The organism is Blautia sp. AF19-10LB (genome assembly GCF_003461245.1).
Taxonomy (GTDB): domain Bacteria; phylum Bacillota; class Clostridia; order Lachnospirales; family Lachnospiraceae; genus Blautia_A; species Blautia_A intestinihominis.
Map to the genome: position 1 here is coordinate 29,557 of NZ_QTWS01000026.1, position 12,595 is coordinate 42,151.

Sequence of the window (12,595 nt, forward strand, 5' to 3'; positions counted from 1 at the left end):
GTATAGCATGTCCACCCGCGTCTGTCTGTAGTTTTCGCTTTTCTTCCATCTTTTTTCACACAATCTTTATACTTTTCCTGCAAAAAGAAAAAAAGAAGCCCCAGATTTACTTTGATCATAAATCTGGAACTTCTTCTGTAGTTCATTTATTCTTCTGTTGTATCGATATCCTCATCGTCCAGAAGGATCTCATCCTCTGCATCATCAGAAACATCCTCTGCGGATTCTTCTTCCATTGTCAGCATTTCATCATCCTCTGGAAGTTCATCTACAGGCTCTTCTTCTGCCACAGGTGTTTCCTCCGGCATTCCTGTATCAAGCTGAATGTCTCTGTAACGTTTCAGACCAGTTCCGGCCGGGATCAGCTTACCAATGATAACATTCTCTTTCAAACCTACCAGGTGGTCAACTTTACCCTTGATAGCAGCTTCTGTCAGGACTTTGGTTGTTTCCTGGAAGGACGCTGCTGACAGGAAGGAATCTGTTGCCAGGGAGGCCTTGGTAATACCAAGCATAACCTGTTTTCCTTCTGCCGGTGTCTTGCCTTCTTTTTCAAGTTTTTCGTTAACTTCTTCGAATTCAAGAACATCAACAAGTGTTCCCGGAAGGAATTCTGTATCTCCGTTTTCTTCGATACGGATCTTCTTCAGCATCTGGCGGACCAGAACCTCGATATGCTTATCACTGATTTCTACACCCTGGAGACGGTATACTCGCTGAACCTCACGGAGCATGTAATCCTGAACAGCACGAACACCCTTGATTCTCAAGATATCGTGTGGGTTTACACTACCTTCTGTCAGCTCATCACCAGCTTCAAGTACCTGTCCGTCTGTGATCTTGATACGGGATCCATAAGGGATCAGGTAAGTCTTGGAGTCGCCGTCTTCCGGATTGGTAACAATGATCTCACGTTTTTTCTTGGTATCGTTGATAACTGCAACACCAGGGATTTCTGTGATGATAGCAAGACCCTTAGGTTTTCTTGCCTCAAAAAGCTCCTCAACTCGAGGAAGACCCTGTGTGATATCTCCACCGGCTACACCACCACTATGGAATGTACGCATGGTAAGCTGTGTACCAGGCTCACCGATAGACTGTGCTGCGATGATACCAACAGATTCTCCAACCTGAACAGCTTCACCAGTTGCCATATTTGCACCGTAACATTTAGCGCAGACACCAACCTTGCACTTACAGGTCAGGATCGTACGGATCTTAACTTCTTCGATCGGACCACCGTTAGCGTTTACACCCTCACTCATGATACGTGCTGCACGTCTTGGTGTGATCATATGGTTTGCTTTAACAAGAACTTCACCATCTTTGTTTGTGATGGTCTCGCAGGAGAAACGTCCTGTGATACGTTCCTGAAGGTTCTCGATCTCTTCCTTGCCATCCATGAAGCCTTTGACATACATACCAGAGATCTCCGGTCTGTTTTCACAGCAGTCTGTTTCACGAACGATAAGTTCCTGAGATACGTCAACCATTCGTCTGGTCAGGTAACCAGAGTCGGCTGTACGAAGAGCGGTATCGGACATACCTTTACGAGCTCCATGCGCGGACATGAAGTATTCCAGTACTTCAAGACCTTCACGGAAGTTTGACTTGATAGGAAGCTCGATAGTGTGACCAGTTGTATCGGCCATCAGACCACGCATACCGGCAAGCTGTTTGATCTGCTTATCGGAACCACGGGCACCGGAGTCAGCCATCATGAAGATGTTGTTGTATTTATCAAGACCGTTCAGAAGGGCTTTGGTAAGCTCATCGTCAGTCTTCTTCCATGTCTCAACAACTTCTTTGTAACGCTCTTCTTCTGTAATAAGACCACGTTTGTAGTTCTTTGTGATCTTGTCAACGATATTCTGTGCGTTCTGGATCATCTCAGGTTTCTGAGGCGGCACAGTCATATCAGAAATGGATACTGTCATAGCTGCACGGGTAGAATATTTGTAACCCATAGCCTTGATGGAGTCGAGAACCTCTGCGGTCTTGGTAGCTCCGTGAGTGTTGATGACTTTCTCAAGGATCTGTTTCAGCTGTTTCTTACCTACCAGGAAATCAACCTCAAGAAGAAGTTCATTACCCGGAATGCTTCTGTCTACATATCCAAGGTCCTGCGGAAGAATTTCGTTGAACAGGAAACGTCCAAGTGTGGACTCTACAGTTCCTGTCAGCTCTCTTCCATCTGCCAGTTTTCTTGTGCAGCGTACATGGATTCTGGACTGTAATGTGATAACTTTATTTTCGTAAGCAAGGATTGCTTCGTTTACGCTCTTGAAGTATTTGCCTTCGCCCGGATTTCCTGGTCTCTCCTGTGTCAGATAGTAGATACCAAGGACCATATCCTGTGAAGGAACGGCTACCGGACCACCATCTGAAGGTTTCAGAAGGTTGTTTGGTGAAAGCAGAAGGAAACGGCACTCTGCCTGAGCTTCCTGGGAAAGCGGAAGATGAACAGCCATCTGGTCACCATCGAAGTCGGCGTTGAACGCGGTACAAACGAGCGGATGAAGTTTGATAGCTTTACCTTCTACAAGGATCGGCTCAAATGCCTGGATACCCAGACGATGCAGTGTAGGTGCACGGTTCAGCATAACAGGATGTTCTTTGATAACATCTTCCAGTACATCCCATACTTCCGGCTGAAGTTTCTCTACCATTTTCTTGGCATTCTTGATGTTGTGGGAAGTTCCGTTTGCAACAAGCTCTTTCATAACGAAAGGTTTGAAAAGCTCGATTGCCATTTCTTTCGGAAGACCACACTGATAGATCTTCAGTTCAGGCCCAACGACGATAACAGAACGTCCGGAATAGTCAACTCGTTTACCAAGAAGGTTCTGACGGAAACGTCCGGATTTACCTTTCAGCATGTCAGAAAGGGATTTGAGAGCTCTGTTTCCAGGTCCTGTTACCGGACGGCCACGACGACCATTGTCGATCAGCGCGTCTACTGCTTCCTGAAGCATACGTTTCTCATTACGAACAATGATATCCGGTGCTCCCAGTTCCAGAAGACGTTTCAGACGGTTGTTACGGTTGATGATTCTTCTGTACAGATCATTCAGGTCAGATGTTGCAAAACGTCCACCATCGAGCTGTACCATAGGACGAAGATCTGGCGGGATAACCGGGATTGCAGTCATGATCATCCACTCCGGACGGTTTCCGGATTCACGGAAAGATTCTACAACTTCCAGTCTCTTGATGATTCTGGCACGTTTCTGTCCAGTTGCATCTACCAGTTCTGTCTTGAGTTCCTCAGCATCTTTCTCAAGATCGATCGCTTTGAGAAGTTCCATAATAGATTCTGCACCCATTCCAACACGGAAATTGTATCCGTATGCTTCACGGGCATCCTGATATTCTTTCTCAGTGAGAACCTGTTTGTACTGAAGTCCGGAGTCAGCCGGATCCAGTACAATATAGTTTGCAAAGTATAAAACTTTTTCCAATGTTCTCGGAGACAGGTCAAGGATAAGTCCCATACGGGATGGGATTCCCTTGAAGTACCAGATATGGGATACCGGAGCTGCAAGCTCGATATGTCCCATACGCTCTCTTCGTACAGAAGATTTGGTTACTTCTACGCCGCATCGGTCGCAGACAACACCTTTATAGCGGATTTTTTTGTATTTACCGCAGTGGCACTCCCAGTCCTTGCTTGGTCCGAAAATTCTTTCACAGAAAAGACCGTCCTTCTCTGGTTTCAGAGTACGATAGTTGATGGTCTCCGGTTTTGTTACCTCACCTCTGGACCATTCTCTGATCTTCTCAGGGGACGCCAGTCCAATCTTGATGGCATCGAAAGTCATTGGCTGATATGTTTCATTGGTAGTTGTTGATTCTGCCATGTATTCTTTCCCCTTTCTTACTTGTCGTCATCATCATCATAGGAATCGTCGAAGTCCAGGAAATCCTCTTCGCCCTCATCCTCTTCTTCTACATCTACGAGTTCTTCGCCTTCAAATTCCTGTTTGGTATAACCATGTTTGCCGAAGGACTCTTCTTCTCTGTGATGTCTGCTGTCACCTTCGATTACGGAACGAAGATCTGTATCACCATAATCTACTGTTTCCAGAAGGTGTACTTCTGTATTGTCATCTTTGAGTACTTTGACATCAAGACCCAGAGACTGAAGTTCTTTGAGAAGTACCTTGAAGGATTCCGGAATACCCGGCTCAGGGATATTGTCACCCTTGATGATCGCTTCATAGGTCTTAACACGTCCTACAACATCGTCGGACTTCACTGTCAGGATCTCCTGCAGTGTGTAGGAAGCACCATATGCCTCCAGAGCCCAAACCTCCATCTCTCCGAAACGCTGTCCACCGAACTGAGCTTTACCACCCAGAGGCTGCTGTGTTACGAGGGAGTATGGACCAGTTGAACGTGCATGGATCTTATCATCTACCAGATGATGCAGTTTCAGGTAATGCATGTGACCGATAGTTACACGTCCATCGAAGTACTCACCGGTACGTCCGTCACGAAGCTGAACTTTACCATCTCTGGAAATCGGAACACCTTTCCACAGTTCTCTGTGGTCTTTGTGCTCATCAAGATATTCCATAACGTCAGGAGCAAGTACATCCTGATATTTTGCACGGAATTCTTCAAAATCTTCAATATTTACATAATCATTTGCCAGTTCCAGTGTATCCTGGATATCAACCTCGCTCGCACCATCGAATACAGGTGTGGAAACATTGAATCCAAGTGCCTTGGCTGCAAGACTTAAGTGGATCTCCAGGACCTGTCCGATATTCATACGGGAAGGTACACCCAGAGGGTTCAGCACGATGTCAAGCGGACGGCCATTTGGAAGGAATGGCATATCTTCAACTGGAAGTACACGGGAAACGACACCCTTGTTACCATGACGACCAGCCATCTTATCGCCAACAGAAATCTTACGTTTCTGAGCGATATAAATACGAACAGACTGATTTACTCCAGGAGACAGCTCATCGCCGTTCTCTCTTGTAAATACTTTGGCATCTACAACAATACCATATTCTCCGTGAGGAACCTTAAGGGAAGTATCACGAACTTCTCTTGCTTTCTCACCAAAGATTGCACGAAGAAGACGCTCTTCTGCTGTCAGTTCTGTCTCTCCCTTAGGAGTAACTTTACCAACGAGGATATCACCGGCACGAACCTCTGCACCGATACGGATGATACCACGCTCATCCAGATCCTTGAGTGCATCATCGCCAACACCCGGAACATCTCTTGTGATCTCTTCCGGTCCAAGTTTGGTATCACGGGCTTCTGCTTCATATTCCTCCATATGAATAGAAGTATATACATCGTTCTGTACAAGTCTTTCGCTTAACAGAACGGCATCCTCGTAGTTGTAACCTTCCCAGGTCATGAATCCGATCAGCGGGTTCTTACCAAGAGCCAGCTCGCCGTTTGCGGTAGACGGACCATCAGCGATAACCTGTCCAGCCTCTACATGCTCGCCCTGGAACACGATCGGTTTCTGGTTATAGCAGTTACTCTGGTTACTACGAAGGAATTTGGTAAGATGATAATCATCTTTTGTTCCATCATCATTCTTGATGCTGATATCTGTAGAAGTAGAACGAAGAACAGTACCGGACTTCTTGGCTACAACACAAACACCGGAGTCAACAGCAGTCTTGGTCTCCATACCAGTTCCAACAACAGGAGCTTCTGTTGTAAGAAGCGGAACGGCCTGACGCTGCATGTTTGATCCCATCAGCGCACGGTTAGCATCGTCGTTCTGCAGGAACGGGATCAGTGCAGTAGCGACAGAGAATACCATCTTAGGAGATACGTCCATGTAGTCAAACATGTGTTTCTCGTATTCCTGTGTCTCTTCACGGAAACGACCGGATACGTTCTTGTGCATGAAATGACCTTCTTCATCGAGAGGTTCATTCGCCTGTGCTACATGGTAATTATCTTCCTCATCTGCTGTCATATAAACAACTTCATCTGTTACGACTGGGTTAGCCGGATCAGACTTGTCAATTCTGCGGTATGGTGCCTCAATGAAACCATACTCATTGATTTTTGCATAGGATGCAAGAGAGTTGATCAGACCGATGTTAGGACCCTCAGGAGTCTCGATCGGGCACATACGTCCATAGTGAGAGTAGTGGACATCTCGAACCTCGAATCCGGCTCTGTCTCGTGACAGACCGCCAGGTCCCAGTGCGGAAAGACGTCTCTTATGAGTCAGCTCACCAAGAGGGTTGTTCTGATCCATGAACTGTGACAGCTGTGAAGAACCAAAGAACTCCTTAACTGCTGCTGTTACAGGTTTGATATTGATCAGGGACTGCGGAGAAACGCTCTCTGTGTCCTGAGTTGTCATACGCTCACGTACAACTCTTTCCAGTCTGGAGAGACCAATGCGGTACTGGTTCTGAAGAAGTTCTCCAACAGAACGGATACGACGGTTACCCAGATGGTCGATATCATCGTCATTACCAATGCCATATTCCAGATGCATATTGTAGTTGATAGAAGCAAAAATGTCTTCTTTTGTGATATGCTTCGGAATAAGATCATGGATATCTCTGACGATTGCAGCCTTGATATCCTCAAGGTTATCATTTTCTTCCAGAATTTTCTCAAGGACAGGGTAATATACTAATTCTGTAACACCCAGTTCCTTTGGATTGCAGTCAAGATCTACATATGATGTAAGATCTACCATCATATTGGAAAGGACTTTGATCTTGCGCTCCTCGCCCTGGATCCATACATATGGAACAGCAGCGTTCTGGATCTGATCTGCAAGTTCAATTGTAACGTTAGTACCTTCCTCTGCCAGAATCTCTCCTGTAGATGGATCTACAACAGCTTCTGCCAGCTTGTGGCCTGCGATACGTTTATTGAAATGAAGTTTCTTATTAAATTTATAACGTCCGACCTTGGCAAGATCATATCTTCTCGGGTCGAAGAACATTGCCATGATAAGGCTCTCTGCGCTCTCTACTGCCAGCGGCTCACCTGGACGGATCTTCTTGTAAAGTTCCAGAAGACCTTCCTGGTAGTTTGTAGAAGTATCCTTGCCAAAACTTGCGAGGATCTTCGGCTCTTCACCAAATAAGTCAACAATTTCTGCATTGGTGCCGACACCAAGGGCACGAATCAGCACAGTGATCGGAACCTTACGGGTTCTGTCCACACGTACATAGAAGATATCGTTGGAATCAGTTTCGTATTCCAGCCATGCTCCTCTGTTCGGGATGACGGTGCTGGAAAATAATCTCTTACCAATTTTATCATGTGCAATTGCATAATAAATACCAGGGGAACGCACCAGCTGGCTGACAATAACACGCTCTGCACCATTAATAACAAAAGTACCTGTTTCTGTCATTAACGGAAGATCTCCCATAAAGATCTCGTGTTCGTTGATTTCCTCTGTTTCTTTATTTATCAGTCGCACGCGAACCTTCAAAGGTGCCGCGTAAGTTACATCACGTTCTTTGCACTGCTCAATGTTATATTTTGCATCTTTTGCGTCATACGTGAAATCGATGAATTCCAGGCTGAACTTTCCGCCATAATCCGCGATCGGAGAAATATCATCAAACACTTCTTTGAGGCCCTCATCGAGAAACCACTTATAGGAATCTTTCTGGACTTCAATCAAATTCGGCATTTCCAGAACTTCTTTTTGTCTCTGGTAGCTCATGCGCATGCTTTTTCCAGTTTTTACAGAACGAATTCTGTTTTTTTCCATTGACGTTTCACCCCTGTTTTTTTTATTTATTTTACAACACGACCCTGTTTACGGTTTGAGATAAACAGGCATATCTTGCCATAATATAGCATTCTTCACTATAGCATAGCAAAATCAAGCTGTCAACAACTTTTTTAATTTTTTACACAAAAATTTAGGGACACCATCAGGTGTCCCCGCATCACTTATTTCTTTAACAGAATTATTTAAGAGTGATCTTAGCGCCTTCTGCTTCAAGTTTTGTTTTGATGTCTTCAGCTTCAGCTTTGGATGCGCCTTCTTTAACAACCTTCGGAGCACCGTCAACTACTGCTTTAGCTTCTTTCAGTCCAAGACCGGTAACTTCACGAACAACTTTGATAACTTTAACTTTGTTCGGTCCAACTTCTGTAAGTTCTACGTCGAACTCATCTTTCTCTTCTGCTGCTTCAGCGCCTGCTCCAGCTGCTGCAACTACAACACCTGCTGCTGCGGATACACCGAACTCTTCTTCGCAAGCTTTTACGAGATCATTTAATTCTAATACAGATAATTCTTTGATTGCTGCAATAAATTCTTCTGTTGTTAATTTTGCCATTTTAATTTCCTCCATTTATTATATTTTATTATTATTTTAGGATTATTCTGCTGCTGCCTCTGTATCAGCGCCACCCTGTGCCTCAGCGATCTGATTAAGCACACGAGCGAAGTTTGTGATAGGAGACTGGATGCTTCCAAGAAGTTTTCCAAGAAGTTCTTCTCTGGACGGAACCTGGGACAGAGCCTGGATTCCAGCCTGATCGTTGTAGTTTCCTTCAACTACACCAGCGATCAGCTCAAGAGCTGGGAACTGCTTTGCGTATTTAGCAAGGATTCTTGCCGGTGCTGTAGCATCTGTTGCAGAAATTGCAATAGCATTAGTTCCTTCCAGATGCTGGCTAAGTTCTTCACAATCAGTACCTGCGAATGCACGTTTCATCATTGTGTTTTTGTAAACTTTGTACTGAACACCAGCTTCTCTTAACTCTTTACGCAGAATTGTATCCTGTTCAACTGTAAGACCACTGTAGTTAACAAGTACTACTGCCTGTGCGTCTTTAATGCTGTTTGCGATTTCTTCTACGATTGGTTGTTTCAGTTCTACTTTTGCCATAAATGGTACACCTCCTTATAGATTTATACCGCCGCGTCATAAAAAAAGCCTTACTGCATAACGACAGTAAGGTCTCATGTAATCTCATATAGAATACTAAGTCCTCGGTAGGCGTTGTGATCCTTATGCCTTACGGCACCTACTGTCTTCGGCAGCGTTCTGTGATAGAATAGCATATTCTTTTTTATATGTCAAGTATTTTTTTAGCAAAATAGCAAAATATTTTGTCAGTCGAAAAATGTTTAAATTTTATTAATATTATGTTATAATTATGTTACTTATAAAACTTTAACCACAGATTATATTGGAGGAATTATGAAAATCAAATCACATACATCTGATTCATCCTTTTCCTGGATCAACGGAAACCTCTCTGTTTATATTTCAGCTCTTTCCTCTACGAAAGTGACTTTGAAATTCGCAGACTTTTCTGCCGGAGCTTTTTCTTCTTATCGTTTCCTTGCACGGAATCCTAAGACAAAAGAAGATATTTCCATTCCTTTTACGCAGATTGATCTCTGTACATTCCAGTTGGACCTGCTGCCTTTTCAGGAATATTTCCAGTTCAAACGACATTCGGAGTTTATTCTCACTTTAAGCTGTGTGGCTTCTGATAACAGCCATACCTTATATGCTCTCCGTCCGGATAATAATTTTAATAAGAAATATCACATTTTTGCCAAAGATATTTATTTCCCGGAAGATACTTCTTCTGAGCCTGCAGAATATATCGGTATATTTACTGCCAGATTAGATAATCTTCTTATTATAGATTTATGCAGCCGGACATATTTTATGGAAAATCTTCTGACCTGTGCCTACCACAGTCTTAAGATGAGCCATGGAGTTCTCCGGATATCTTTCGACCTTGAAAAAAGCAGGCACAAATATATAAAAACCGGACTTTTTTTCCGAAGCAAGCTTGCCGAAGATGCCGTAACTTATGATTTCACCACCAAAAGCATAAAATCCAACGGAAATCTTCAGCGAATAACCGTTTCCCTGAACCTTCGCTCTATTGAATGGAAGAGCCTGTACTGGGATATTTTTGTTCTGGTTCGAAATGCAGATACCGGAGATGTTTCCAGAATTCCGATTTTTATGACCGCTCTGCAGCGAATGCAGCAAAAATTCCTTTCCAATGTTGCCTACAAGACAGACGAAAATTTTTACTTTTATCCATATTATACAAGTAAACAGACTCTCGCATTTGTAAACCGTCAGAGAGAAAAATATGACGGCATGGATATCATCTTCAAGGAATTCCTCTCCGTTTTCCTTTATCGTGTCGCCAGACCTTACTGGAAACGGAAGCACATCTGCCTGGTATGCGAGAAATTTTCTTCCATGGCACAGGACAATGGTTATTACTTTTTCAAACACTGCATGGAACAGGACGAGGAAGCTTTCCTTAATAAAAAAATCTACTATATCATAGATAAGGATTCTCCGGACCGTTCCAAAGTGGAACCTTATAAGAATCGGATTCTGGATTTTATGTCCATCCGGCACATGGTTTATCTGCTCGCGGCAGATCTTATCGTCAGCTCCGATTCCAGATACCATACCTATGCCATGCAGTCCCGCCACAGTATTTTTAACCGTTATATCAAAAAAATTCCTTTTGTCTTCCTCCAGCATGGAGTTATCGCTCTGAAACGTGTTGATAACTTCTACGGCAAAGGCAAAAAGGGTGGCTGCGATCTCTTCGTCGTATCCACCAACAAGGAAAAACAGACAATTGTTGAGAATTTTGAATATGAACCTGACGAAGTCATCAACACCGGACTTCCACGATGGGATGTACTCAAAGATAAATCCCAGGGCAAACGTGAAATTCTGATCATGCCAACCTGGAGAAACTGGCTGGATTCCGTACCGGATAAAGATTTCGAAGAAAGTGATTATTTCCGCCATTATATGGGGCTCCTGAATTCTGAACGTCTGAATCAGATTCTGGAAAAATATGATCTTGAAGTCAACTTCTATCTGCATGCAAAATTTCAGGAATATGCAGATACCTTCAAATCAATCAGTAAACGGATCCATCTGATCTCTTTTGGTGAAGTTGCCGTAAATGAAATGCTGATGCGCTGCCGTATGCTTATCACGGATTATTCCAGTGTATGTTGGGATATTCTTTATCAGGATAAACCAAGTCTGTTTTATCAGTTTGATATTGAGAAATACAACGAAGCACATGGAAGTTATATTGATATGGAAACAGAACTTTTTGGCGACAGGGCAGCAACTCAGGAACAGCTTCTTGACTATCTGGAAGAAACCGTACAAAATGACTTCCACTTAAAACCGGAATACGAAAAAATGCGCGGAGAATATCTCCAGTTTAAGGATCACGAACACAGCAGACATATCTGCGAGGAAATCAAAAAAAGATTCCATTAAAATAGCAAACGCAGTAACCGGAACCTGATTTATTTCAGATTCGGTACTGCGTTTTTTATCTGTTTTATAAAGTACGATCTGCCCAGCTTATGATGCTGTTACTGATCCATGCAGAAAATTTATCAAATCGTATGATTTTCTGCACAACGCCAAGCAAAATAGAAAGTGCGAGACTCACAACCAGAATAAACAGCCATATCACTGCCGCATGTCCAAGAGAATAGGTAGGATCTCTCAGCCATACTGCTCTTATAAATGTATGGATATAAAAAATATTTGCAGAATGTTTTCCTATAAACTGCAGAATCTGGCGAATCCCCGGAATTCCGATCACAAACTCATAAGACCAGTAAACGATCAGCACCGGAATCACACCGTTGAGTGCAAATTCAAAATGATCAATTCCCCACTGCGTATTAAACATTTTGCAGAGGACATACAATGCACCTGTGCTCAAAATAAATTTCAGCAGTTTATTTAATACTGCGTTTTTTACAATATGAAATTCTCTGAGCCTTTCCAAAACATTCTGATCTGCAAAGCAGACTGCCAGCGGAGCTACAAGTAAATACTTTGTAAGATGCACATGCTTTTCCAGCATAAAGCTTCCGATGAGCAGGAACATGAAGACCATCAGCCACCCGTACCGCTTATAAAATCTGACCAGAAAAGGCATAAAAAAGATCAGCAGAATCTCAAGGCTCAAATACCACCAGGTATTGATCTGCATCTGCGTCCCAAAGAGATGTCCCAACCCGAGGAAATCCATTCCGGCATTGATCAGATTAATCGGAAATCCATCACTGTAGCGGGATGTATGTGTCAGGTAAGTTACCCCCATGCAGAACAGAAATGGCAGGGTAAAAGAAAGCACAAGTTTCACATACCGTTTCAGAACAAACAATGTTGCCTCATGTCCTGTAAACTCATATTCATGATACTGGGCTTTCATCGACAGAGTAAGACCATACACTGACAGGAATGCAAAAATTCCAACGCACTGAACCATCACACGGCAGACTGCCATTGCCTTTGCCTCCGACAGCGGCCAGAAGCTTACCGGATACCCATACAGCCGGCTTTTTATTGAAAAGCCATGATAAAGAATCAAAAATATAATCGCAATTCCTTTCACCGCAGCCGTATCTGCTTTGGTAAATTTAAATTTTCTCTCCATTTACGTTTCCTCATAAATTTTTGTTATCACTGTGTATTGTTTCATTCTATCTCAGGTTCTTATCGATTGTCAATCAAAGGAATATCACAATTCCACCGGACAAAACCCATTGCAAATCTTTCCTCCGTTCTGTATAATTTCTGTA

Annotated in this window: 6 protein-coding genes and 1 other annotated feature; of the genes, 1 reads left to right on the forward strand and 5 read right to left on the reverse strand. The window is 43.4% G+C overall.

Going from position 1 to position 12,595, the window contains the following annotated elements; genetic code table 11:
- Window positions 1-146: 146 nt before the first annotated feature.
- From rpoC to rplJ, 4 genes are all read right to left on the reverse strand, one after another.
- Window positions 147-3,860 carry a DNA-directed RNA polymerase subunit beta' gene (rpoC, locus tag DWX28_RS13860; RefSeq protein WP_118253124.1) on the reverse strand — a complete coding sequence of 1,238 codons (3,714 nt, stop codon included), beginning with the start codon at window positions 3,858-3,860 and terminating at the stop codon, window positions 147-149.
- A 17-nt stretch (window positions 3,861-3,877) separates the two neighbouring features.
- Window positions 3,878-7,735 carry a DNA-directed RNA polymerase subunit beta gene (gene rpoB, locus DWX28_RS13865; protein ID WP_118253127.1) on the reverse strand — a complete coding sequence of 1,286 codons (3,858 nt, stop codon included), beginning with the start codon at window positions 7,733-7,735 and terminating at the stop codon, window positions 3,878-3,880.
- 202 nt (window positions 7,736-7,937) lie between these two features.
- On the reverse strand, window positions 7,938-8,312 hold the full coding sequence (rplL, locus tag DWX28_RS13870) for a 50S ribosomal protein L7/L12 (RefSeq protein ID WP_118253130.1): 375 nt from the start codon (window positions 8,310-8,312) through the stop codon (window positions 7,938-7,940).
- 42 nt (window positions 8,313-8,354) lie between these two features.
- The gene (gene rplJ / locus DWX28_RS13875) at window positions 8,355-8,867 is read right to left on the reverse strand and encodes a 50S ribosomal protein L10 (RefSeq protein WP_022213415.1); all 513 of its coding nucleotides are present in this window, start codon (window positions 8,865-8,867) and stop codon (window positions 8,355-8,357) included.
- A gap of 32 nt (window positions 8,868-8,899) precedes the next feature.
- Window positions 8,900-9,037, reverse strand: a sequence feature (ribosomal protein L10 leader region).
- Window positions 9,038-9,182: 145 nt separating this feature from the next.
- Here rplJ and DWX28_RS13880 point away from each other — a divergent pair.
- Window positions 9,183-11,273, forward strand: a complete 2,091-nt coding sequence (locus tag DWX28_RS13880) for a CDP-glycerol glycerophosphotransferase family protein (protein WP_022213416.1) — start codon at window positions 9,183-9,185, stop codon at window positions 11,271-11,273.
- 64 nt (window positions 11,274-11,337) lie between these two features.
- Here DWX28_RS13880 and DWX28_RS13885 read toward each other — a convergent pair whose 3' ends face one another.
- Window positions 11,338-12,450, reverse strand: coding sequence for an acyltransferase family protein (locus DWX28_RS13885; protein WP_022213417.1), 1,113 nt, complete (start codon window positions 12,448-12,450; stop codon window positions 11,338-11,340).
- Between the last annotated feature and the right edge of the window lie 145 nt (window positions 12,451-12,595).

Bases quoted from the DNA above. Each gene is read 5' to 3' on its own strand.
- rpoC (WP_118253124.1), bottom strand. From the start codon at position 3,860: ATGGCAGAATCAACAACTACCAATGAAACATATCAGCCAATGACTTTC.
- rpoB (WP_118253127.1), bottom strand. From the start codon at position 7,735: ATGGAAAAAAACAGAATTCGTTCTGTAAAAACTGGAAAAAGCATGCGC.
- rplL (WP_118253130.1), bottom strand. From the start codon at position 8,312: ATGGCAAAATTAACAACAGAAGAATTTATTGCAGCAATCAAAGAATTA.
- rplJ (WP_022213415.1), bottom strand. From the start codon at position 8,867: ATGGCAAAAGTAGAACTGAAACAACCAATCGTAGAAGAAATCGCAAAC.
- DWX28_RS13880 (WP_022213416.1), top strand. From the start codon at position 9,183: ATGAAAATCAAATCACATACATCTGATTCATCCTTTTCCTGGATCAAC.
- DWX28_RS13885 (WP_022213417.1), bottom strand. From the start codon at position 12,450: ATGGAGAGAAAATTTAAATTTACCAAAGCAGATACGGCTGCGGTGAAA.